We start from the raw sequence: 22,535 nt of genomic DNA on the forward strand, positions 1-22,535 counted from the left end.
CAGTCCTCTCCGCTTGACCTACCAAAAAGGGACAGGTTTATTTTGGCAGGTTTTATCAGGCAAAACGTTCAAACGAAACGCCGGATGCATGGACGGTTGCAGGTCCATAGACATCCGGCGTTCGTGTGGCTACCAGCTCAGCAGCTCGTAACCGTCCTCGGTCACCACGAGCTGTACCTCGCATTGAGCCGAATCGCTACCGTCTTTGGTGCGCACGCACCAGCCGTCGCCCTTGCTAATCTTGATGTCGGGCGCTCCGGCATTGACCATGGGCTCGATGGTAAAGACCATGCCCGGAGCCATGATGGTGTCCACATCGGGCGCCTCGGTGGTAAAGCCCACAAACGGGTCCTCGTGGAACTCCTTACCGATTCCGTGTCCGCCGTACTCGCGCACCACGCTAAAGCCGGCGTCCTCGACGGTCTTTTGCACAGCCTCGGCCATCACGGACAGCGGCAGCCACGGCTTGACGGCGGCAAGGCCAGCCTCCACGCTGGCGCGGGTGACGTCGACCAGGCGCTGGCGCTCGGCCGAGACCTCGCCGATGCAGAACATACGGCTCGAATCACTAAAGTAGCCGTCCAAGATTGTGGAACAGTCCACGTTGATGATGTCGCCCTCGTGCAGCACATCCGCATCGCAGGGGATACCGTGGCAGACGACGTCGTTGATTGAGGTACACACGCTCTTGGGATAGCCCTCGTAGTTGAGATCGGCTGGCGTGCCACCGTGCTCGACGGTGTAGTCGTAGATCATCTGGTCGATCTGGTTGGTGGTCATGCCCGCGGCGATGTGTTCGCCTACGTAATCGAGCACACCCACGTTGATGGCGGCCGAGCGCTTGATGCCCTCGATATCGGCGGGAGTCTTGTAGAGCGTGCGAGGCAGAACCTCCCAGCCCTCTTCCCACAAGCGCTCGAGGCGCTCGTCGAAGGCGCTGTGACATTTCTTATATTTTTTGCCGCTGCCGCACCAGCAAGCGTCGTTGCGGCCGGGCACGGGTCCATTGTCAAACATGGCTAACTTCCTTTCATTTGCAGCTAGTATAGCTCACCCGCAGACCAGCTCATTTGGGACGGGGCTTTTTAGCTACCCTGTCAGTTGAGGATGATTTGCTGGCGGGTGGCCGCGCGCTAGTAGCTCACCTGGCAGGGAATGCCGAGGGCGCGCACGCGTGCGGCGATCGTGTCGAGTACCTCGGGCGCCGCTTTGGCAAGGCCGGCGACCGGTGTTTCGCGCGCCACCGTGTAGATGGTCGCCTCCTGCGGGCGAATGCGTTCGAGCGCCGCGAGCCAAGGGCCGACATACGCTTCGCTGGTATTATCGAGGGGCTTGCCCCGGTATTCGCCGCTCAAAAAGATCGTCTGGATAATAACGTGACCGTCAAAGCTCGCGAACGTCTCGATCTGGTGCTCGACGTCGTAGGGGCCAACAGGCTGGTCGAGCAGCTGGATAAATGTCGGGTCGACGGTATCGAGCTTGAGGATGTTGTCGTCGACCATCATGAGCGCATCGTGCACCTCGGGGCGATCGGTACGCGTGCCGTTGGAGAGCACGGCGATCTTGGAGTTCGGGGCAAGCTCGTCGCGCAGCGCGACGGCGCCGGCGATGGCCTGCGGAAACTCCGGTGCGGCGGTGGGCTCGCCGTTGCCTGCGAAGGTGATCACATCGGGGAGCTCGCCCTCGGCTGCCATCTCGCGCAGCTTTGCCTCGAGCGCGTCGAGTACCACGGCAGCTGTGTTGTACGGCTCATGGCAGGGGCGCTCGGCGTTGAGGCCGTTCTCGCAGTAGATGCAGTCAAACGTACAGATCTTGCCCGATGCCGGCATCATGTTGACACCGAGAGAAAGGCCCAGACGGCGGCTGCGCACCGGTCCAAAGATGGGGCTGGCATTTAAAAACGTAGACATAGGCATATGCTCCTTGGGACAGTTGTGCCTAAGCATAGCATCGGCGCCAAAGTCTGGTTTGGCTTGTGCTCTTAGGTTTCGTTTTTTCATTCTGCCCTCGATGCCTGCGATATGAAAGGTTTCGGGTCGGGTACAGTTCATGTGTTAACAAGGCACAAGACGATGGGGCATAACATGGATTTTACGGTCGAGAATGCGGGCACCACGATTGCCTGTCGCGAGTTTGCCGAGTCGGGCGTGCCGTCGGATGCGCCTGCCTTGATATGCGTGCACGGTGCCTGCGTCGATGGCACATTTTTTGAGGGCATCGCCCGCGAGCTCAGCGAAGTGTGCCGCGTAGTTGCCTACGACCGCCGCGGCTGCGGCGAGAGCGGCGACGCCGCGGACGGGCGCTACGACCTCGCCGCCCAGGCCGACGACCTGCAGGCCGTCATCGAGCATATCGGCGCTCCGGCAAACGTGCTCGCGCACAGTGCCGGTACGCTGGTGACCCTGGAGCTTCTCCGTACAAACCCGACCATTGTCTCGCGTGCGATTCTGCATGAACCCGCCGTGACAAACGAAGGCGCCGGCCTGGGTGCGGCACCGGTTTTACTCGAGATGATTGCTGCGGGAAAGGTCTCGAGGGCGCTAAGGGCCTTCCTGGGCGCCATCGGCGATTCGGACCCTCAAGCCCCCAAGTTAACCGAGGCAGAAGCCAAGCATGCCCTGCGCAACGGCCGCAGTTTCATGGCAAACGAATACGAGATCACTATGACCTGCGTTCCCGATTGGGATGGCGTCCGCGCCTCGAAAACGGTGGCCGCCGTGTTTCTGGGCGAGCTCTCGATTGGCACGCCCCGCGAGGCGGGCACGAGAACGGCGGCTGAGCTTTTGAATTGTCCGCTCGTAGTAGTTCCCGGCGCGCACAACGGGCTGCGCGATCGCCCGACAGCGGCCGCCCAGGCTGTCCGCGGCATCTTGGGGCTCTAGCGGCCGAATCATCAAACGGGCTTCTTTCGTAGACGTTTCGGCTGTGTTAACAAGGGTGCTCAAAACCCAACGTCTGCGGCTTCAGCCCTACCCCGTGGTGCGTTTGCTGTCGGCCGACCAGATTAAGGGCGATCCCAACTGCCTGCTCGCCGGCGATCGGTGTCCCTGTCTGCGCCAGTCAGGTCTGGAGGTCTTGGCAGGCTCCGATGAGGTGTCGGAACGGCTGCTCAACGATGGCGTTGAGTACCGCGCTCGCCTGCGCCCTCTGAAGGTCGAGGGCGAGCCTCACGTCCTGCTGATGGTGCGTCCGATTGATGGACAGGAGGCCGCAGAGGAGGACCTTGTCTACATCGACGTGCTGACGAGCGTGCGCAATCGCCGATATTATGAGGAAAAGCTTCGCAGCGCCCGCACGCAGGCCGGTGTGGCGATGAGCTGTCGCTCGTGCTGCTGGACATTGTCATGCCGGGCATGAACGGCTTTGAGGTGTTGGGCGATCTGTCGCGCCGGTCGATTATTGACAATCTGCCTGTCATCATGATCTCGAGCGAAGATTCCGACGATGTGGTGCTGCGCGCGTACGAGCTGGGTGCTTCGGACTATATCAACCGCCCGTTTGACTCCCGTGTCGTGCGCCGCCGTGTAAGCAACACCATCCGCCTGTACGCCAAACAGCGTCGTCTGACGAGCCTGCTGTCCCAACAGTACAACGAGCGCGTCAAGAACAGCCGCATGCTCATCGACATCATGGCCGGCGTCATGGAGCTTCGCAATGGCGAGAGCGGCAGGCACGTTACGAACATCAAGAAGCTGACCGAGCTACTGCTTGGCTGCCTGGTCCACCGTAGCGACAACATCTCCCTCGACAACGAGGAGCGCTCCACGATTGCCTTGGCTTCGGCGCTGCACGATATCGGCAAGATGTCGATTGACGATGCGATTCTCAACAAGCCCGGGCGCCTCACGCCCGAGGAGTTCGAGATTATGAAGACGCATACCACGATCGGCGCCGACATGCTGCATGAGCTGGGCCGCCATCACGCCGGCAATGCGCTTATGGAATATGCGTACCAGATTGCGCGTTGGCACCACGAGCGCTGGGACGGCAAGGGTTATCCCGACGGCCTTAAGGGCGACGATATCCCCATCGCCGCACAGGTGGTTTCGGTGGCCGACGTGTACGATGCGCTGACGAGCGTTCGCGTGTACAAGGATGCCATCCCGCACGAGGAGGCGATCCAGATGATCCTGGACGGTAAGTGCGGCACCTTTAACCCGCTGCTGCTGGACTGTCTGCTCGAGGTGCAAGACCGTATTGCCGAGACGTTGGCACGCCCCGCCGACGTTGTCGCGTTTCCCACGATTTAGTTTGACCAAAGGAGTTTCAATCCATGATTTCCATGCGTGAGGCGTATAAGAAGATCGGCGCTAATTATGATGACGCGTGCGCTCGGCTGATGGGCGAGGAAATGCTTGCCCGCTTTGCCCTCAAGTTTTTGGATGACGAGAGCATGGACAAGCTGGAGGCCGCCATGGCGGCAGGAGACGCCGAAGGTGCGTTTATGGCAGCGCATACGCTCAAGGGCGTGAGCCAGAACCTGGGATTCGATAATCTGTATGAGCCGGCGGTCGTGGTGACCGAGGCGCTGCGCGGCGCCGATGCCGTTGACGGCGCTCGCGAGGGAATGCATGCGCTGCAGCAGCAATATACAGCTACGATGTCGGCCTTACGCGAGGCGGCTGAATAAGAGCTTGCGAGCTTTGATGCGCGCCGGATGCATATAGGCAAAAGGGCGCCCCGTCGGACCATGTGGCCGGCGGGGCGCCCTTATTTGTTGTGCTGTCCGTGAACTAACGGGCCTGCTTAACCTTTGCCGCTGCCTCGACAAACGACTTCCACAGGTTAAAGTCGGTCTCGAGCGTCTGCCAGGTGTACTCGGGATGCCATTGCACGCCTAGGCAGAACGGCTGGCCCTCGACCTCGATGCACTCGGGTACGCCGTCGGTTGCCTTGGCGACCAAGCGCGTGCTTTTACCCAGACGATCGACGCAGCAGTGGTGTGCGGAGTTGGTCTGGATCAACCTGTGCCCGCCAACCGCGCGCTCCAGCAGCGAGCCCGGCACGACCTCGACAGGATGCACAGGGTCGTTGAGCACGTGGGTATGGCGCCACTGCGTGCGGCCCTCGCGCGCGCCCAGGCTCGGCACGTCCATGCACAGGGTGCCGCCGGTGGCGACATTGAGCAGCTGCGTGCCTCGGCAGGTGGTAAAGAGCGGCTTCTTGGCGCGAAGCACCTCGTTAACCAGCTTAAACTCAAAACGGTCGCGAATCTCGCAGCACAGCGTGGGGTCGTAAGGACGCTCGTCGCCCCAGCGTTTGGGGTTGACGTCCGGGCCGCCAGGAATGGCAATGCCGTCGGCGATTTCCACGTAATGACGGATAACATCGATGTCTTCGGTAATAGACATCTGCAGCGGCAGGCCACCGGCGGCAAGGATGGCATCGACAAAGACACTTGCGATTTCCTCGTTGGGGGAGAGCGTTTCGCTTAAAAACGGCTTCGCCTCTTCCCAGCGCGGCGCGACGAGGATGAGCGGGCGGTCGGCGGGATCGACGTCGACGTGCGGGGTGTATGACGATGAAGTGCGAGTTCCGATCATAGGTGTTGCTTTCGAGTTTGGATGGTCATGGCGAGCAGATATGGCAATTGGGCTAGTGGCCCTTGATGGAGTTGAGGAAGTCCTGGGCGCGCTTGGTCTGGGGGTGGTCGAAGAACTCGTCGGGCGTGCCGGTTTCCACGATCTGACCGTCGGCCATAAACACGACGCGGTCGGCCACGCGGCGGGCAAAGTTCATCTCATGCGTAATCACGATCATCGTCATGCCCTGTTGGGCCAGGCGAACCATGACCTCGAGCACCTCGTTGATCATCTCGGGGTCAAGGGCGCTCGTGGGCTCGTCGAAGAGCATGGCCTTGGGCTGCATGGCAAGCGAACGGGCGATGGCGACGCGCTGCTGCTGACCGCCCGAGAGCTGTGCGGGCACCTTATCGGCCTGCTCCGCAACGCCTACGCGACTCAACAGGTCCATGGCGCGCTCGCGAGCCTCATCCTTGGAGATGCCCAGCACGTCGACCGGTCCCAGCATGACGTTTTGCAGCACCGTCATATGTGCGAACAGGTTGAACTGCTGAAACACCATGCCCAGCTCGGCGCGCATGCGGGCAAGATCCTTGCCTTCCTGCGGCAGGGGCTCGCCCTCGATGAGGATCTCGCCTGAGTCGATGGTTTCCAGGCGGTTGATGGTTCGGCACATGGTCGACTTGCCCGAGCCCGAGGGACCGATCACCACGACGACCTCGCCGCGGTCGACCGAGAGGTTGATGTCGTTGAGGACGTGCAGATCGCCATAGTGCTTATCGACGTGCCTGAGCTCAATCAACGGCCGGTTGTCGGTAGTAGAAGTGCTCTGTGCCATGATGCTCGGCTCCTTATGACTCGAAATGGTAAATCGTTAGCGGATGATGGTCGCGCCGGTCTTGTGCGAAACGTAGACAGCGGCCTTGTTGATCGCGACGTTGATGAGGATATAGATGACCGCGATCACCAGGTAAACCGATACGAGTGCATCGTAGTTGGTAATGAGCACGCGGGCATTTTGCATGAGGTCGGGGTAGCTCACCACATAGGCGACGGTGGTGTCTTTGACGACGACCACAAGCTGTGAAATCAACGACGGGATGATAAATCGAATAGCCTGCGGCAGCACGATTTTAAAGGTGATTTTAGCTTTGGAGAGACCGAGCGCCTGGGCAGCCTCGACCTGGCCGCGCGGCACGGCGTTGACGCCGGCGCGGAAGATCTCGGCAAGCACGCCGGCCGCAGCGAGCGCGACGGGAAGTGTGAGCATCCAAAACGACGGCAGCGCAATCTTGTACTGGGGCAGCACCAAAAAGAAGAAGTAGATGAACAGCAGGCTCGGCACGCCACGGAAGAAATCGGTGAGCACGCGGCAGACCAGCTGCAGTGGCTTAATGTCGCTGGTGCGGCCGAGCATAAGGGCTAAGCCCAGTACCAGCGCAATGACACCGGCGGTGAGTGCGACTTTAACGGTGCCCTCAAAACCGGCAAGCAGGAACTTCCAGGTGGTGAGGTGCGTAAAGAAGTACCAGTAATGGACCGAAAGCTGGCCGGTCACATAAAAGCGCTGCAGTACCAGAGCGATGAGCGCGGCCACGGCAACAAGTGAGATGGCGGTGCCGACGCGAATCTTGGCGCGCATCTTGGGGCCGGGAGCCTCGTAGAGCGCATCGCGCATGGTGAGCGCGGAGGTGGAGTGCTTGCTCATCGGAGGATCCTCACCCTCTTATCGATATAGTTGCCAATGTGGCTCACCACAAAGGCCGTGCCCAGGTAGCCGAGCGCCGAGATAAAGAACGCGGCGACGCCGCCGAGCGAGCGCGTGTTGATGTAGCTCACCACGCCGGTGAGCTCCTGCGGTTTAAGCGGCACCTGACTGCCGAGCGCGGTGGTGAGCATGACGGCGATAAAGAGGTTGGTCATGGGCAGCACGCTCGAGCGCAGTGCCTGCGGAATCACGATCTTGGCGAGGATGCGGTTGAAGCTCATGCCCAGCGAGCGGGCGGCTTCCACCTGGCCGACGCCGACGGTGTTGATGCCGCTCATAAAGTTCTCGGAGCCAAAGGCCGAGCCCAGCAACACCGTGGCGACGATAACGCAGGTGCGGTAGGGCAGGACGACCTTGAGCGGCGGCAGCGCATAGACGACGATGATGAGCAGCGCGATGCCGGGAATGTTACGGAAGACCTGAACATACAGGTCGCCCAAGACGCGCAGCGGCTTGAGCGGCGACACGCGCATCACGGTGACGGCAACGGCCAGCACCATGGCGATGGCAAACGACTCAAGCGTCATGCTCCAGGTTGCTAGCAGCGCGTCGATATAGTTCTGGCCATAGAGCGACCAGAGCTCAGAGAGACTCATGCGGACCTCCCGCCGATAAGGAAAGGGGCTCCCGCGTGTACGGGAGCCCCGACAACTCAGTGAGGAAACAGTTTAGCGCAATAAAGCGCACCGTGCGTTTCCGTATGGTTTCGTTGCGGCCGTTACTAGGCGCGTTGCCTAGGCGCCGATCTCGGGCAGCTCGGGAACATTGGTGTCGCCCGTGCGGTCGCCGATGCAGATCTGCCACAGCTCGGTCCAGGTGCCGTCGTCCTCGATTTTCTTAAGGAAGTCGTTGACAAAGGCGACGCCGTCGGAATCGAGCGGCAGGCCGATGCCGTAGGGCTCCTTGCTGCCGAAGGGCTTGCCGGCAATCTTGTACTTACCGGGCTCGCGGACCAGGGCGCTCTGCTGCATGTTGTTATCGATGACATAGGCGTCAACGCGACCCTGCTGGAGTGCCTGACGGGCCTCCTCGTCGGTCTTGAACTCCTGCTGGCTGGCCTTGGGAGCGAACTCCTCCAGGATGGCAGGGCCGTTGGAGCCGGACTGGACGGCGACGTTCTTGTCGGCCAGGTCATCGACGCTCTTGATGTCGTCGTTGTCGGCGAGCACCAGGATGGCCTGCTGGGTGTAGTAGTAGGGACCGGCAAAGGAGATGAGCTTCTTGCGCTCGTCGGTGATGGTGTAGGTGGCAAAGACGGCGTCGACCTGGCCGTTCTGCAGGACGGACTCACGCGTGTCCGAGGTCACCTGGGTGATCTCGACCTTGTTCTCGCCCAGAATGTAGTTGGACAGAAGCTGTGCGATACCGGCGTCGAAGCCGCGGGTCTGACCGTCCTTCTCGTTGAGGAGGGAGAAGAGCGTGGAGGTCTGAACGCCACCGATCTTAAAGACACCGGCATCCTTGACGGCCGTGGCCCAGGTGCTGGCGGCGATGGCGTCGTCATCGGCCTTGGGGCCGTCGTTGACGAGCTTGTCGAATGCCTTGGCGTCGAGCGTGGTGGAAGCCTCGGTATTTTCGGAGCTCTTGGAAGAGCCGGCGGCGGAACCCTTGTCGGCCTCGGCGCTGGTGTCGGAGCAGCCGGCAAGACCAAGGCCGGCGACGGTTGCGAAGGTGGCGGCAACAAAGCCGCGGCGGTCGAGAACGACCTGCTGGGAGAGGTTCTTGCTCATGGTAGAACACCTTTCTCAATAAAATCCCTAGCGGTTGAGTAGAGTTATACCCTATTGCGCTCAAATGGGTCAACACGAAATAACTCAGAAACATACTTACCTTATAGGTTATTCTACCTACCAAATAGGGACAGGTTTATTTTGGCAGGTTTTATCTGGGAAAACGTCGGTTATTGCAGCTGAGACGCCGCCTTGTGGGCGGCGCGGTCGCTCATGGTGGTCGTTATATAAGTAAGGAGATCGCGTATGAACGGTTATTCATTCTTCGCATCGACCATGACCTAAAACCACCACAAAGGGGCCAGGCACCTTTGTGGTGGTTCTTGCAGATGTGGCGGCCTGCCCCGCTGTTTTGTCTCGATCTGTAACAGTTGGACGGCCAAAAGGTCTCTATCTGTTACAGATTGAGACAAAGGTCAGGGGCAAAGACGGTTTGTCTCGACCTGTAACAGTTAGACAGGAATTCGGGTCCTAGATGTTACAGATCGAGATAATTGAGTTGGGGGAAATAAAAACCTCCGCAGGGGTGCTTCCCTTGCGGAGATTTTCTTACTCGTTGAGCAGCCTTACGGCCTCGGCAGCCATGTTCTCGACCGTCATGCCACTCTGAGCGAGCAGCTCGTTGGGGTCGTAGCGGTCGGGGAAGCCCTTGGCGATGCCGAAGGTGCGCGTGCGCACGGGCGTGCAGGCCAGGTAACACGCCACACACTCGCCCCAACCGCCGTCCAAGATTCCGTCCTCGAGGGTGACGACAACGCGATGCTTGGCGGCAAGGCTGTCGAGGAATTCGCGGTCGAGCTCGGTCGCGAAGCGTGGGTTGACGAGCGTCGCCTCGATGCCATACTCGGCGGCCAGGCGGTTTGCCACGCGCTCGCCCAGCTCAAAGAAATCGCCAAGCGCGAGCACGGCCACATCGCGGCCCTGGCGCACCATGTTGTAGCGAACGGCGCTGTAGTCGGTGTCTTCGGCGGGCGCCAGATCGGGGCGGCTTACCAAGCCAATGCCCGGCACGCGAATCGCCACGGGATGCTCGCGGTGATCGAGCGACCAGCTCAGCATGGACAGGTATTCCTCCATGCAGGAAGGCGCCAGGTAACGCATATTGGGAAGACCGCCCAGCATGGAAATATCAAAGAACGAAAGGTGCGTCTCGGACGTGGTGCCAAAGATTGACGCACCGAACACCAGGATGGTTGCGGGGGCGTCGTTGAGGCACAGGTCGTGCCACAGCTCGTCGTAGGCGCGCTGCAAAAACGTGCCGTACACACCAAAGACTGGCTTGGCGCCCGAGCGCGCAAGCGCGGTGACAAAGGTTACGGCATGCTCCTCGGCAATGCCCACGTCGACGAACTGTTTGCCGGCGGCAGCGCGAAGCTCGGGTGTAAAGCCCATGATGTAGGGCGTGGCGGCCGTGATGCCCACGACCTGCGGATCGTGCTCGATGGCGGCGCTGAGCGCCTCGCCCGTAATGTCGGCATAGGTGCGCGGCGCGGGCTCGCTCGGATGGCCCGGGCAGAGCTTGCGCCCAGTCGCCATGTCAAACGGACCCACGTGGTGCCAGCGCTCGGGGTCGTTCTGGGCTGGCTCAAAGCCCTTGCCCTTGGCGGTGGAGACGTGCAGCACGATGGGATGATCGATATCGCGCAGCTCCTGCAGCGTGTCGACCAGGGCCAACACATCGTTACCGGCATCCAGATAGCGGTAGTCGAGTCCCATCGCGCGGAAAACGTTGCGCTCACAGGTGCCGTTGCTGGCGCGCAGCTCGGCCAGATTGCGATACAGGCCGCCGTGGTTTTCGGCAATGGACTGGTCGTTATCGTTGACGATGATGATCAGGTTGCTATCGAGTTCGGCGGCATTGTTAAAGCCCTCAAACGCCAGGCCGCCCGAAAGCGAGCCGTCGCCAATGATGGTGATGACGTTGTACGCATCGCCCGCCAGGTCACGAGCGTGCGCCAGGCCGCAGCCCAGGCTCACCGAGGTCGAGGTGTGACCCATGGCGAACAGGTCGTGCTCGGACTCGTCGGGATTGGCAAAGCCAGAAGCCTCACCATAACGCTCCGGATCGATATAAGTGTACGCGCGCCCAGTCAGCGCCTTGTGGGCGTAGGTCTGGTGCGAAACATCAAAGACAATCTTGTCGATGGGGGAGTTAAACACGCGATGAAGCGCAACCGTGAGCTCAACGACGCCCAGGTTGGGGGCAACGTGCCCGCCGACGGCGGCGGAGCTTTCGAGGATGGCGTGGCGAATCTCGCCGCAGAGCTGCGGGAGCTCGGCGCGATTAAGAGCCTTGACGTCCTCGGGCGTTGTCGTTTGCGTAAGCAGCATCGTTGTGGGTTACTCCATGCGAATCGAGCGCCGGCGCTCCCTCGGCCGGCACAATTGCACAAGACAGTCTCGCACATTTTGGCGTTTGATATGTGACGGCGGCGCGGTAATTCGCCAACTGGCGGGGCAAAACGTTTTGCCCGATGCCATACTGATAAGTTCCATGATGATTTTATTCATTGCGTGCAGGCTGTGGCTTGCCGCCGAGAGCCGCTGGAAGGAGGCCGCATGTCCGATACCGTTCGTGCCAAGAGCATCGCGCGCGAGGTCGACGATGCCGCCCGTCAGCTGGCCCAGGCGGGCCGCTTGGGCCTGACGCACGAGTTTATTCAGCATGGTGACGTGACGGTTTATGCACATGTGACCTCGGTGGCGCGGGCGAGCCTGTCTTTTGCCGAGCGCCTTGGCCGTGCTGGCATTTCGGTCGACCGTGCCTCGCTGCTGCGCGGAGCCCTGTTACACGACTACTTTCTCTACGATTGGCATGACCCCGACCCGAGCCATCGACTGCACGGATTTCGGCATCCATTTTTTGCCCTGGCGCGTGCCGAAGAGGATTTTGAGCTGACGCCGCGCGAGCGGAATATCATCGTGCGCCATATGTTTCCGCTGGTACCGGTTCCACCGACGTGTCGCGAGGCATGGATTGTGTGCCTGGCCGATAAATGGTGCGCTCTGTGCGAGACGGTCGCCGGCAGTCTGCCGCGCAAAGGCGGCGCGAACGATTTGAACGAGGGCTCGAGTGACGGCTCGAGCAAAGATTCGAGCGAAAAGAGGAGAGAGTAGACGGTGGGGACCGCGATCGACATGGCATTTGACGGCGCGACGCTTGCCGCCTGTCCGCTCTCGGCGCTGGTGCTCTCGTTTGCCTTCTACGGTTTTTGCGGCTGGGTGTGGGAGTCGACAGTCTGCGCCATGCTCAACCACGGACGATTTGCCAACAGTGGCTTTTTGCTGGGGCCGTGCTGCCCCATCTATGGCGCGGGCGGCATTGCCTGCTGGCTGCTGTTGCGCGGAATTCCTGACGCGTCGAGCCAGTTTGTCGCTGCAGCGCTCGTATGCAGCGTGATTGAGTACAGCGTGGGCGTGCTGTTGGAAAAAACAACGGGCGCTCGCTTTTGGGATTACTCGCACCTGCCGTTTAACCTGCACGGACGCATCTGTCTGTACTGGGCCTGCGCGTTTGGCTTGGGTGCGCTGTGCATTTGCCGTTTAGTGGAGCCGGCATTGCTGGGGCTGCTCGGCCATCTGCCGGTGCTGATTGTGCGGCTGTCCGCCTTTATCGTCGCGGTCGCGATGATGGTCGACGCGGTGTGCTCGTTGGCGAGCTGGCGGCGCCTGTCTGATCAGCTGGAGCGCGTCCGGGCCGACCTTGCCGACCGCATCAATGAGTCGCTTGCCGATGCCTCGGATTCAATGCTCGAACGTATTCCCGATTCTACGATTGACTCGGTGGCACAGACGCACATTCGTAGCCGTGCCGTTAACGCGTGGCTGGCCGAGCTGGGTGACGCCGCGCTCGATGCCCTGCGCGAGAAGGCTTCGATGCCGACGTTTATCGCGGATGGTGCTCGCGGCCTGGCGCTTGCCGCCCGCCGCGTGGCCGGTGCCGCGCCGAGCATGCCGCGTCCGTCGCTCAGTCGTCGCCTTGCCGGCAAGCGCATGAGCCGTCCGGTGCCAAGCGTGTCGCTCAGCCGACGCGACCTGCGCTTCTTCAATGCCTTCCCGCGCTTGCGCATCAACCGCTACGAGGGCGTCATCCGAGCCACCGACCTTCGCGACCGAGCCCGCGAGCTGTTCCGGCGCTAGTCGGGACGGATGCGCTCACGGCTCCCTTGCTTGCGTATTTCCCGTTCGTTTCGCGTCCGTTGCCGCGCCGTTTCCAAGATTGCGGCGCCGTTTCCATTCGACAACGCCGCGTTTAACAACGCCGTATCTGGTCTACACCAGTTGTCCCTCGGCCGCATTATGGGCGCCGACAACGTTCATGCGACCAAGGGGGAGCGAATGTACGATACAGGATCGACAACGTTTATGCTCATCTGCACCATGCTCGTGTTTTTAATGACACCGGGTCTGGCGTTTTTCTATGGCGGCCTGTCCAGGCGCAAAAATGTCATTAACACCATGCTTATGTGCTTTGGCGCCATTGGCCTGGTCGGTGTGCTGTGGATTGCTGCCGGCTGGTCGCTGGCCTATGGCGGCGACGGCTCGAGTCCGTTTATTGGAGGCCTTGACCAGCTGCTGTGCCTGCCGGTGCTCAACCAGGTGCTGCAGGCGGCCGAGGGCAATGCTGCGGACGGTGCCGTCTACCCTCAGATCATCAACATCGCCTTCCAGATGGCATTTGCCATGATTACGGCCGCCATCGTCACGGGCAGCTTGGCCGGGCGCGTTAAATTCGGCGCTATGGCGGCCTTCCTTGGCATTTGGCTGCTCGTGGTCTACGCGCCGCTCGCCCATATGGTCTGGGGCGGCGAGGGCTCCTTTATCGGCGACATCATCGGCGCGCTCGACTTTGCCGGTGGCGACGTGGTGCACATCTCGTCCGGTCTGACGGGCCTGATTCTCTGCCTGATGCTCGGCCGTCGTCGCGGTTTTGGCATGGTGAGCTATCGACCGCATAACGTGCCGTTTGTGGCACTGGGCGCCGGGCTGCTTTGGTTTGGCTGGTTTGGTTTTAACGGCGGCAGCGAGTTTAAGGCCGACGCCGTGGCGGCGCTTGCCATCCTCAACACCGTGACGGCCAGCGCGGCGGGCATGGTCTCGTGGCTTGTCGTGGAGCGCGTGCATACCGGTCGTCCCACGCTGGTGGGCGCAAGCACCGGTCTGGTCGCGGGCCTCGTGGTGGTCACGCCGGGCGCAGGCTTTGTTGAGCCTTGGGCTGCGCTCGTTATGGGCTTGATCGTCTCGCCCGTCTGCTATCTGGCAATCAGCCACCTTAAGACCAAGTTTGGCTATGACGACGCACTCGACGCGTTCGGTTGCCACGGCATTGGCGGCATCCTGGGCGGTGTGCTTACGGGTCTGTTCTGCGTGCCGGAGCTTTCGTGGACCGGTAAGGGCGGCCTGTTCTACACGGGTGACGTGTCGCTGCTGATCTCGCAGATTTTGGGCATTGTCGTGACGGTCGTCATTGTGTTGGTGCTCGACCTGGTGATTGCCGCGGTGGTTAAGGCGCTGTTCCACGGCAGCCTGCGCGTGAACGAGGCCGACGAGGCGCTGGGCCTGGATGCGAGTCAACACGGTGAGAGCGCGTACCCTTCTTTCTCCGGACTCGATTAGCAGCTTCCCCAGGCTCCGCACCTTGCCGTTCAATCGTCGCGCGGCTTTCCCAGGCACCCGAGATTGCCCCTCAAACCGTCGCTTGCGTACCGAAGTACGCGGCGCTCCTCTTTCGGGGCAATCTCGGGCACCTCGAAAACCCGCGTCATTGAATGGCAATTCATTTCTTTATTAAAGAGAGGAATTCATTATGAAAAAGATCACGGCTATCGTGCGTCAGGAGAAGCTTGAGGTTCTCAAAGATGCGCTGTTTGCTGCCGATGTTCGTGGCATGACTATCAACCAGGTGCAGGGCTGCGGCGCACAGCATGGCTGGAAGGAATACGTGCGCGGCAACGAGCTGCTCGTCAACACGATTCCCAAGGTGCAGTTCACCCTCATCTGCGCCGATGAGCATGTCGACGGTATCGTTGAAATCATCTGCAACGCCGCTCGCACCGGTGCCGTCGGCGACGGCAAGATCTGGGTCGAGCCGGTCGAGGAAGTCATCCGCATCCGTACCGGCGAACACGGCCCCGCCGCGGTGTAGGACGATCTTTCGCCTGACGGGCGTGCCTCTCTTGGGGCGCGCTCGTTCTCGTCTACAATATCGTGCAGACGAAGGAGAGGCACGCCCATGATCAAGATGTTTGCGAGTGACTTAGACGGAACGCTACTGAACGCCCTGCATGAGGCGGACGGGACCATCCGCCGTGCCATTCGTGAGCTGACCGAGGTTGGCTTGCATGTGGTTCCCGCGACCGGGCGCTCGACGTTGCCAATCGGCGAGCATGGCTTCACGGGGCTGGCGCTCGATGCCTGCTGCTCCAATGGGTCCATCGTGCGCGACAGTCATGGCGAGGTGCTCAAGACCTGGACCATCGATCCGCAGATCACCGAGGAGCTGCTCAAGGAGTTTCCGGACATTTGCTTCGACTGCTCCACGCCCGACGGCATGTTCTCGAGCGGTTCGTTCGAGATGCACCAGGCGGGTTTTAAGAAGGACAGCCCTATCAAGCGCATCGTGATGCGCGGCATGCGTGCACGTGGCGGCTATCACGAGGAACAGTATTTCGACCAGTCGATCGGTGACATCCTGCGCCACGATGTGTGCAAGATCAACTGCCGTGTGATCTCGTCCGAGCTGGAGCGCGACCTTAAGGCATATTTGGCCGAGCGATCGGACCGCGTGGTCAACGCGCCGTTCGATCCGGTGATGTTCGAGATCACGGACGTGGCGTGCAACAAGGGTGAGAGCGTGGCCTGGCTGGCGGGCTACTACGGTATTGCCGAGGATGAGGTCGCGGTTTACGGCGACGGCGGCAACGACATCGCCATGCTCAAGCGTTTCCGCCACAGCTACGCGACCAAAAACGCAAGCGATGCAGCTAAGGCCGCCGCTAGTGCGACCATCGGCAGCTGCATGGTCCACGCCGTCCCCAAACACATGCTTGCCACCATGCATAAGCAAAACTCTCGCACCGTCATCGAATAATGTGGCAAAGGGACACTCACTTTGTCGCATGGGAGATGCCGGCTTTTGGCGTATAGGACTGTTACGCTTTCGCCACCAACAAATTTCGAGTTATTCGGCCTGTCGGAGGTCGTTAAATGGCTAAAGATGCCCTCTCGGGAACATTCATGCCTCTAATGGTGTTTGATTCGGTGACGTAAGTGCGCAAATGGGCATATATACGCTCAAATAAGGACAAAAACCCTCAGATAATCCCGGCGGTGCATTTATGCAGAACCAGTAGCGTGGCCGAATAACTCGAAAAATGTAGGTGGCAGTTCGGCGACAGGCTCGGGTATGGCAAAGGAACTGTTCCTTCGCCATACCCGAGCTTTGATCTTCTGAAATGCGAACAAACATTCGCATATCTAACTGCGCTTTGATAGAATCGGTATCGTTGACGGCAGTTCCATGTGCCGGGCAACGCCCTCCATTTGATGGGAGGTGATGCCCATGACCGGTCTGATTGATTTCGTGAGGCTTCTGACCGCTTTTGCCTCGTTCTTCACAGCGCTTGTCGGCCTTTCCGAGGCACTCAAGCAGCGTTCGAAGCGCAACAGAAGGGGTCGCCGCCGCTAAGGCGTTGACCCCCTAATGCAAACAACGGCGCTGCCCAGCCAGCTACAACTTGGGCTGCCGTCGACACTATTCTACCCACGAATGCCATTTCGGACAATCGGTAATGCCGATTCAAAAGGTGGGCGGGGCGTGACAAAGGGACAGTCCCTTCGTCACATTCCGGGGTTCTCGACTAGCCAATGCTCGTAAGCGCGTTGCACGATCTCGGCTTTGTCGGCCTTTTTGCGACAGCTCTTCTGCTCCTCGATAGCAAGCTCATGGGCATCGCTCTGCTCAAAAGCGCCGGTATCCCAAGCACCGTGTTCAATGCGCGACCATACGGCATCGATGAGTTGTTCGAGCTCGGCAATGTCGTCGGCGTTGGCGGTTGTCGCGAACGGCGGGCGGAGCTCGCCCGTTGTCTTGTCGGGTTCTACATAGTAGTCGCCCATGGAAGTGACGGTGTAGCCATAAAACTCGGGTGACGCTTCGACCAGCAGTTTGTAAAACTTGAGCTGACGATGGTAGCCTGCAGGGACTTCTTTGCCAAAGCCAGTCTTGTAGTCAACAATCTGCACCGTTTTAGCTGCATCGTCAACGAGGAGCAGGTCGAGAAAACCAAAGAGCGGAGTTCCTTCGGTGGTCAGGCACTGCATGCTCGCTTCCGTGATGCAACGGAAGCCGCGCACGTGCTCGACAAGCCAGGGGACGAATGCACGACAAATGCGTTCGAAGCGCTCCGAATAGCGATGGACGTCCTCGGGGGCAAAATCGAGCCACGAAATCTGCTGGCGATACTCGGCCTCAATTGTCTCAATCGCCGCCTCGCCATCGGCTGCCATTCTATTAACGATCTCCTCGAACATCGCGTGAACGATGGTGCCGAATTCGGTTTGGATCGTGGGCGCCGTGGGCAGACGCACAATCTGCTTCTCGGGGAAGTGCTGGCTATTTGCACACCCAGGCTCGTACGTCACAAAGTTGTTGAGTGCTGTGGCAGAAAGAAACTTTACGTCGGTATGAGGCTCCAGAAGCGCGCGGAGCTCGGGCGTATCGAGCACGTAGTTGTCGCGCCACTCGGTTTCGATTGCAACGCTGAGCTGGTCTGCTTCAGCAGAAACCTCGCAAGAGTCGATAAGCCCCGTGAGCTCCTGCAGTGCCGACCCGCCGGCACGGTATAGCTCGAGGTGTCGTTTAGCGCGCGTGATGGCGACAAATAGCAGGCGGCGCGCGTCGTCATCATCCTTTTCATCGCGAATAAGCAGGTTGGACGGGTACAAGCTCATGCCGCCAGCGCCTTTGTGCCAAGTGGAGTCGTCGGCATCGAGCAGGTAGACGCAGTCGAATTCCAGGCCCTTAGAGCTATGGGCGCTGGTGAGGCGAACAGCTCCCGGCGTGCCGAGGTCGATGGATGCGTCGATGCTCACGCCAAACTTTTGAGCGGCATCGAGCTTGTCGACAATATCGGGCAGGCGAAGCGCGCGTCCCATACGGCGCGCGTCTCCCATTTCACCTTCAGCAAAGGTGAGCAGGGCGCGGATGCCGGCATTGAATTCGGCTGCGCCCAGCGGATTTTGTTCCTTGCAGTCCTGATAATAGCCAAGGCTGCGCTCGACAATTCTAAAGAGCAGTGGCCTGACAGGGGAGGCGCTGGCTTCGGCCGCCCACTGCATAAGGCCGTCGTACAGCTCTTTGACGCGGACGTTATCGCTCTCGTGCATGGTGGTCATCCAGTCGCCGCGATGCTCACGCTTGGCGTTGAGCGCAAACGCCACGGATGACGGATGATCTCCACCCAGCTCGGTGGCGCAAATGATCTGGGGGAGATAGCTGCTTGCCAGCCCTTTTTGCCCGCGCGCAAGCGCAGTAACGCAACGCAGCAGTGCCAACGTCGTCTGCATACGCTCGGAGGCAAAGAGATTCTGCCGCTCGCGATACGAAAACGGCACGTTCTCCTTAACGAGGAAGGGAATCAGCGAGCGCAATGCGGCGTGTTTGGCAGAGATGACTGCAATTCCTTCATCGGGATCTTCGCAGTCATCGAGGTAGCCAGCATCAATCCTCTGCCTAATGCTCGCGGCGACGGCGGCGTATTCCTCGGCTTTGCCGGTGTAGACGTTCTCGCTAAAGCTGACCTGATCGCCTTGAGGCTTAAAGGCTTCGATTGACTTATTCGAGCTGGCGTCGAGGCGATATTCAATTTGCCGTGCGATAGCTTGACCAAGCTCAACGATGGCGGGCGTGGAGCGATAGTTGGTCTTGAGCACGATGCTCCGGGGCGAGAACTCGGCCGCAAACTGGTTGGCACACTCGATCGTGGCGCCCTGAAAACGCATGATGGCCTGGTCGTCATCGCCGACGGCCATGATATTGGGCGAATCAACGCCGTCGCAGAGCAGCTCGATGATGCGCATCTGTGCACCATTGGTGTCCTGGAACTCGTCAACTTGGATATAGGTATAGGTGTCCTGGAGCACTTGGCGTAGCGCGTCGTTGTGCTCGACGGCGTTAACAAAGTCGCCGATCATATCGTCGTAATCGTAGAGATGATGCTGGTCAAGCTCATTCTGGTAGCGACGCGCAACGTCGCAAGCAGCCTTAAGTCGCTCGCTCTGCTCCGCAATCTTAAAGGTGCGCCCCTGAGAGTTGCTGCCTCCAAAGAAGGCATCGCGCACCTTGGTGTATCCCGAGGATTTACCCTTTTCGTCGATGAGCTCGGTGCGGCGAACGGTATCGCGCAGTTCAAGGATATAGGGCACATACGTGCCGGCAGGACAGTCGATCGGGCGGGTGAGCGATGTGGGCGCCATGCCCCAGGCACGCTCGACCTCTTCTTCAAAGCGTTCTGCCAACGCAGCGCTTGCCCTTTCGCAGGCGAGCGTAAGCAGCTCGGAATGTTCGGTGAGCCAGGTAGCGGCGTCGATATTCTGCTGCGCGATGGCGCTCAGCGTGTCGTAGTCCAGGCCACTGCGTTTGATTTTGGAGACAAAGCCGATCATCTTACCGATGTTTTGCGCAGGCATATCGGGTGACCCTCCGCCCAGCGGAGAACCAAAGGGCAGCGATTTGAGCAGCCGATCAAAAATCTCTTGCTGGTGCAGGCTGGTAACAAGCGTGTCGGTCGAAGGGCGCACGAAGTGCTCGGGATAGCGCGACCTGATGCTGCTTGCAAATCCGTGGAACGTGCTAACTTCGATGCCGTAGGCGTCGCGCCCGATGAGCTCAATCAGGCGTTTGCGCATGGCTTCCGCGCCCGCCTCGGTATAGGTGAGGCAGAGGATGTTGCGCGGGGCGGCATCGCGCTTGGCCAGGATGTTCGCCGCGCGCAGACTCAGTAACTGCGTCTTGCCGGTGCCGGGACCGGCAATGACGAGCAACGGACCATCTAGGCATTCGACGGCCTCGCGCTGTTCGGGGTTTAGTCGGTCGAGCGATGCGATGAGTTCGGGGGTCATGTTCATGGCAGTATTACCTGTCTTCCTGGTAGAGTGCACGCGTGCTATCGAGATAGTCGAGATATGTGTCGATGGCACTTTGCGGCTGAACGATTTTAATGTAGGTGCTGAGTTGCAGCAGCCAGCCAAAGAACTGCGGCGACAGTGGGGCTTTGACGGTCGCCAGCAAGCGCCCATCCTGGTTCTCAAACACAACGGCGTCGAGCCCGAACTTGTCGATGAGCGGGTTCATCGCACGATCGTCGAGTTCCAGTACCACGGTGGTTTTGTCGGCAGCATAAACACCAAATGATGGTGAAACGTGATCCTCAAGCACATAGCCCGCAATACGCGGATCTTTGGTCGCGGACTCTTCGGACACCGCAACGTCGAGCATACGATCGACGCGATAAGGCGTGAACGGCTGATGACCCGAGCCGGCATTAGCCCATTTATCTCGAAACCCGATCATGTAATAGAGTTCGTCGGAGTAGATAAGGCGCACGGGTGTGAGCTCGTAGGCCTTTCCGTCATGATTAAGGGCCTTTTGCTTGGCGGCGTCGTAGTGGAAGTAACGAAACCGAATCTTGCGTTTTTCGCGCATAGCCTGCTGAATCAAGTCGATGTTGAGCAGGGCATCGGAGTTTTGCATCTTCACGCGCGAAGGCACATCGACGCGCTTGTGCATCAGCTCGCGTTCGTCCAGGCTGGCGAGGCTCTGCAGCTTGCCGATGAGGTGGTCGGTCAACTCATCGGTCAAAAACGGCGAACTCTGCACGGCGTCAACAAGCATGATGAGCTCTTGCAGGTCGAGCGGGCGCGAAGCCAGGGCCCATTCCCTGCCACCGCGCTGGTCAATATCAAGTCCAAAGTCGCGAAGTGTTTGCAGGTCGCGATAGATGGCCTTTCGTTCGGCCTCAAGATCGTGATAGGCGAGCTCCTCGATGATCTGCTGTGTTGTGAGCCCGTGCGCGCTGTCGGTCTTTTCCATCAAGGTTTTAAGCAGGAACAGAAGCCTGAGCTTTTGATTTGGTCTGTTCGCCACGTTGTCTCCTTTCGCCGGCAGGGTAACAGCCGAAGATACAAAACAAGACCCGTTATTGGGACTCATTGTAGCCCGCGCGACCGTAGTATTCGCAGCAATAAGAGTCCGAATAGGGCGAAAGGTGGTTAAACGGAAATCGGCGGTTTGGCTGGCTGGTGTGACATGCGCTCTATTGGCTTGGGGCCGGTTCCGGTTTACAAGGATCAGAACAGGAGAGATGCGATGGCAGACATCAAAGTCTTTGCCGAGAATCTTGAGGATTCAACCAAGGAGCAGATCGAGGAGATTTCCAGCTGCCCGGCGTTTGAAGGCGCCAAGATCCGCATCATGCCCGATGCCCATAAGGGCAAGGGCTGCGTGATTGGCTTTACGGCAAACTTGGGCGACAAGGTGATTCCCAACCTGGTGGGGGTCGACATCGGATGCGGGATGTATTGTGTGCCGCTTGCGGAGACCATTGCGCGCGACGACCTCATTCAGTTCAATCGCGATGTGAAGCGCGCGGTGCCCACGGGCTTTAGCCTTCATCGCGATCCTGCCTGCGTACTCGCGGACTTTGACATGGAGTCGCGTGATTGGCTGCAGGATAAACGCAAGGTTGAGCGCTCCATGGGCACGCTGGGCGGCGGCAACCACTTCATTGAACTCGACGAGGACGAGGATGGGTGCCAATATCTGGTCGTGCACACCGGCTCGCGCAACATGGGCAAGCAGACGGCGGAGCACCATCAGACGCTGGCGCAGAAGACGTGCACGGCAGACATCCCCGACGAGCTTAAGTATCTCGTGGGAGATCTTTCTGCCGAGTATCTCGTCGATATGCATAACTGCCAACGCTTCTCGAATCAGAACCGCAAGGCGATTGTCGCACAGATCGTTGAGCGTACGGGAATTCGACTCGACGGCGACGGCTTTACTACCATGCACAACTACATCTCGGAAGGTGGCATGATTCGCAAGGGCGCCATTAGCGCTCATGCGGGCGAGATGGTGCTGATTCCGTTTAACATGCGCGACGGTGCCGTTATTGCGCGCGGCAAGGGAAACGAGGACTGGAACTGCTCGGCGCCGCACGGGACGGGTCGCGCGATGAGCCGCACCAAAGCGTTCCAAACGCTCGATACCGGGTCGTTCGTTAACGAGATGCGCGATGCCGGCATCTACTGTCCGAGCGCATGCGAGACGACGCTCGATGAGTCGCCCGAAGCGTATAAGCCTGCGGAGGATGTACTGAGACTCATGGACCCGACGGTCGATGTTGTTCACCGACTCAAGCCGATTTGGAATTTTAAGGCTACTGGTAAACGTGGTGGGCGTTAGGAGGGTTGCGATGACGCTAAAGATGGACTCCAGGGACGACCGAATTGGAC

21 protein-coding genes are annotated in these 22,535 nt (G+C 59.8%); 11 read left to right on the plus strand and 10 right to left on the minus strand.

The window, feature by feature from the left end; all coding sequences use genetic code 11:
- Positions 1-129 precede the first annotated feature (129 nt).
- Both map and DXD94_RS05480 read right to left on the minus strand, forming a co-directional pair.
- Positions 130-1,017: a type I methionyl aminopeptidase gene (gene map, locus DXD94_RS05475; RefSeq protein ID WP_022094665.1), complete on the minus strand. Its 888-nt coding sequence runs from the start codon at positions 1,015-1,017 to the stop codon at positions 130-132.
- Positions 1,018-1,133: 116 nt separating this feature from the next.
- Positions 1,134-1,910 carry a radical SAM protein gene (locus tag DXD94_RS05480; protein WP_117763462.1) on the minus strand — a complete coding sequence of 259 codons (777 nt, stop codon included), beginning with the start codon at positions 1,908-1,910 and terminating at the stop codon, positions 1,134-1,136.
- A 174-nt stretch (positions 1,911-2,084) separates the two neighbouring features.
- Between DXD94_RS05480 and DXD94_RS05485 the strand changes: the two genes are divergently transcribed.
- Genes DXD94_RS05485 through DXD94_RS05500 form a run of 4 tightly spaced genes read left to right on the plus strand, consistent with a single transcriptional unit; the run spans position 2,085 to position 4,630 of the window.
- A complete protein-coding gene (locus DXD94_RS05485) occupies positions 2,085-2,882 on the plus strand; it encodes an alpha/beta fold hydrolase (protein WP_158564796.1) in 798 nt (265 codons plus the stop codon).
- Positions 2,883-2,937: 55 nt separating this feature from the next.
- Complete coding sequence (locus DXD94_RS05490; RefSeq protein ID WP_158564797.1) at positions 2,938-3,357, plus strand: hypothetical protein; 420 nt, start codon at positions 2,938-2,940, stop codon at positions 3,355-3,357.
- Positions 3,327-4,250, plus strand: coding sequence for an HD-GYP domain-containing protein (locus DXD94_RS05495; RefSeq protein ID WP_199568399.1), 924 nt, complete (start codon positions 3,327-3,329; stop codon positions 4,248-4,250). The genes DXD94_RS05490 and DXD94_RS05495 overlap by 31 nt, the downstream gene beginning before the upstream one ends.
- A 23-nt stretch (positions 4,251-4,273) precedes the next feature.
- The gene (locus DXD94_RS05500; RefSeq protein ID WP_117734248.1) at positions 4,274-4,630 is read left to right on the plus strand and encodes an Hpt domain-containing protein; all 357 of its coding nucleotides are present in this window, start codon (positions 4,274-4,276) and stop codon (positions 4,628-4,630) included.
- A 103-nt stretch (positions 4,631-4,733) separates the two neighbouring features.
- Here the strand turns inward: DXD94_RS05500 and DXD94_RS05505 are convergent, their stop codons facing one another.
- The 6 genes from DXD94_RS05505 to DXD94_RS05530 all read right to left on the minus strand — a co-directional run bounded on the left by DXD94_RS05505 (position 4,734) and on the right by DXD94_RS05530 (position 11,351).
- Entirely contained in the window at positions 4,734-5,543 is an 810-nt protein-coding gene (locus DXD94_RS05505) for a gamma-glutamyl-gamma-aminobutyrate hydrolase family protein (RefSeq protein WP_117743725.1), read from the minus strand.
- A gap of 52 nt (positions 5,544-5,595) precedes the next feature.
- On the minus strand, positions 5,596-6,360 hold the full coding sequence (locus DXD94_RS05510; RefSeq protein WP_117743726.1) for an amino acid ABC transporter ATP-binding protein: 765 nt from the start codon (positions 6,358-6,360) through the stop codon (positions 5,596-5,598).
- Positions 6,361-6,396: 36 nt separating this feature from the next.
- The gene (locus tag DXD94_RS05515) at positions 6,397-7,230 is read right to left on the minus strand and encodes an amino acid ABC transporter permease (RefSeq protein ID WP_117763466.1); all 834 of its coding nucleotides are present in this window, start codon (positions 7,228-7,230) and stop codon (positions 6,397-6,399) included.
- Positions 7,227-7,886: an amino acid ABC transporter permease gene (locus DXD94_RS05520; protein WP_117763467.1), complete on the minus strand. Its 660-nt coding sequence runs from the start codon at positions 7,884-7,886 to the stop codon at positions 7,227-7,229. Before DXD94_RS05520 ends, DXD94_RS05515 begins: the two co-directional genes overlap by 4 nt.
- Before the next feature lie 138 nt (positions 7,887-8,024).
- The gene (locus DXD94_RS05525) at positions 8,025-9,020 is read right to left on the minus strand and encodes a glutamate ABC transporter substrate-binding protein (protein WP_117734253.1); all 996 of its coding nucleotides are present in this window, start codon (positions 9,018-9,020) and stop codon (positions 8,025-8,027) included.
- Positions 9,021-9,569: 549 nt separating this feature from the next.
- Positions 9,570-11,351 (minus strand): 1-deoxy-D-xylulose-5-phosphate synthase, encoded by a 1,782-nt coding sequence (locus DXD94_RS05530; RefSeq protein WP_117763468.1) that lies wholly within the window; start codon positions 11,349-11,351, stop codon positions 9,570-9,572.
- Between the two features lie 228 nt (positions 11,352-11,579).
- Between DXD94_RS05530 and DXD94_RS05535 the strand changes: the two genes are divergently transcribed.
- From DXD94_RS05535 to DXD94_RS09925, 6 genes are all read left to right on the plus strand, one after another.
- Positions 11,580-12,137: an HD domain-containing protein gene (locus DXD94_RS05535; protein WP_117763469.1), complete on the plus strand. Its 558-nt coding sequence runs from the start codon at positions 11,580-11,582 to the stop codon at positions 12,135-12,137.
- Positions 12,138-12,140: 3 nt separating this feature from the next.
- A complete protein-coding gene (locus DXD94_RS05540; RefSeq protein WP_233539417.1) occupies positions 12,141-13,160 on the plus strand; it encodes a putative ABC transporter permease in 1,020 nt (339 codons plus the stop codon).
- A 198-nt stretch (positions 13,161-13,358) separates the two neighbouring features.
- On the plus strand, positions 13,359-14,636 hold the full coding sequence (locus tag DXD94_RS05545) for an ammonium transporter (protein ID WP_117763470.1): 1,278 nt from the start codon (positions 13,359-13,361) through the stop codon (positions 14,634-14,636).
- 190 nt (positions 14,637-14,826) lie between these two features.
- On the plus strand, positions 14,827-15,165 hold the full coding sequence (locus DXD94_RS05550; RefSeq protein WP_089572298.1) for a P-II family nitrogen regulator: 339 nt from the start codon (positions 14,827-14,829) through the stop codon (positions 15,163-15,165).
- A gap of 87 nt (positions 15,166-15,252) precedes the next feature.
- On the plus strand, positions 15,253-16,110 hold the full coding sequence (locus tag DXD94_RS05555) for an HAD-IIB family hydrolase (protein WP_117743732.1): 858 nt from the start codon (positions 15,253-15,255) through the stop codon (positions 16,108-16,110).
- 471 nt (positions 16,111-16,581) lie between these two features.
- Positions 16,582-16,707 (plus strand): hypothetical protein, encoded by a 126-nt coding sequence (locus DXD94_RS09925; protein WP_255415023.1) that lies wholly within the window; start codon positions 16,582-16,584, stop codon positions 16,705-16,707.
- A gap of 152 nt (positions 16,708-16,859) precedes the next feature.
- Here DXD94_RS09925 and DXD94_RS05560 read toward each other — a convergent pair whose 3' ends face one another.
- Together DXD94_RS05560 and DXD94_RS05565 are read right to left on the minus strand one after the other, a co-directional pair.
- Positions 16,860-20,147, minus strand: a complete 3,288-nt coding sequence (locus DXD94_RS05560) for an ATP-dependent DNA helicase (protein WP_117763471.1) — start codon at positions 20,145-20,147, stop codon at positions 16,860-16,862.
- 7 nt (positions 20,148-20,154) lie between these two features.
- Positions 20,155-21,165 (minus strand): YafY family protein, encoded by a 1,011-nt coding sequence (locus DXD94_RS05565; protein WP_158564798.1) that lies wholly within the window; start codon positions 21,163-21,165, stop codon positions 20,155-20,157.
- 222 nt (positions 21,166-21,387) lie between these two features.
- On the opposite strand from DXD94_RS05565, the gene DXD94_RS05570 reads away from it, so the two are divergent.
- Entirely contained in the window at positions 21,388-22,485 is a 1,098-nt protein-coding gene (locus DXD94_RS05570) for an RtcB family protein (protein ID WP_117763473.1), read from the plus strand.
- The last annotated feature ends 50 nt before the right edge of the window (positions 22,486-22,535 follow it).

Source organism: Collinsella sp. TM10-22 (assembly GCF_003466125.1).
Lineage (GTDB): Bacteria > Actinomycetota > Coriobacteriia > Coriobacteriales > Coriobacteriaceae > Collinsella.

Bases quoted from the DNA above. Each gene is read 5' to 3' on its own strand.
- map (WP_022094665.1), bottom strand. From the start codon at position 1,017: ATGTTTGACAATGGACCCGTGCCCGGCCGCAACGACGCTTGCTGGTGC.
- DXD94_RS05480 (WP_117763462.1), bottom strand. From the start codon at position 1,910: ATGTCTACGTTTTTAAATGCCAGCCCCATCTTTGGACCGGTGCGCAGC.
- DXD94_RS05485 (WP_158564796.1), top strand. From the start codon at position 2,085: ATGGATTTTACGGTCGAGAATGCGGGCACCACGATTGCCTGTCGCGAG.
- DXD94_RS05500 (WP_117734248.1), top strand. From the start codon at position 4,274: ATGATTTCCATGCGTGAGGCGTATAAGAAGATCGGCGCTAATTATGAT.
- DXD94_RS05505 (WP_117743725.1), bottom strand. From the start codon at position 5,543: ATGATCGGAACTCGCACTTCATCGTCATACACCCCGCACGTCGACGTC.
- DXD94_RS05510 (WP_117743726.1), bottom strand. From the start codon at position 6,360: ATGGCACAGAGCACTTCTACTACCGACAACCGGCCGTTGATTGAGCTC.
- DXD94_RS05515 (WP_117763466.1), bottom strand. From the start codon at position 7,230: ATGAGCAAGCACTCCACCTCCGCGCTCACCATGCGCGATGCGCTCTAC.
- DXD94_RS05520 (WP_117763467.1), bottom strand. From the start codon at position 7,886: ATGAGTCTCTCTGAGCTCTGGTCGCTCTATGGCCAGAACTATATCGAC.
- DXD94_RS05525 (WP_117734253.1), bottom strand. From the start codon at position 9,020: ATGAGCAAGAACCTCTCCCAGCAGGTCGTTCTCGACCGCCGCGGCTTT.
- DXD94_RS05530 (WP_117763468.1), bottom strand. From the start codon at position 11,351: ATGCTGCTTACGCAAACGACAACGCCCGAGGACGTCAAGGCTCTTAAT.
- DXD94_RS05535 (WP_117763469.1), top strand. From the start codon at position 11,580: ATGTCCGATACCGTTCGTGCCAAGAGCATCGCGCGCGAGGTCGACGAT.
- DXD94_RS05545 (WP_117763470.1), top strand. From the start codon at position 13,359: ATGTACGATACAGGATCGACAACGTTTATGCTCATCTGCACCATGCTC.
- DXD94_RS05550 (WP_089572298.1), top strand. From the start codon at position 14,827: ATGAAAAAGATCACGGCTATCGTGCGTCAGGAGAAGCTTGAGGTTCTC.
- DXD94_RS05555 (WP_117743732.1), top strand. From the start codon at position 15,253: ATGATCAAGATGTTTGCGAGTGACTTAGACGGAACGCTACTGAACGCC.
- DXD94_RS09925 (WP_255415023.1), top strand. From the start codon at position 16,582: ATGACCGGTCTGATTGATTTCGTGAGGCTTCTGACCGCTTTTGCCTCG.
- DXD94_RS05560 (WP_117763471.1), bottom strand. From the start codon at position 20,147: ATGAACATGACCCCCGAACTCATCGCATCGCTCGACCGACTAAACCCC.
- DXD94_RS05570 (WP_117763473.1), top strand. From the start codon at position 21,388: ATGGCAGACATCAAAGTCTTTGCCGAGAATCTTGAGGATTCAACCAAG.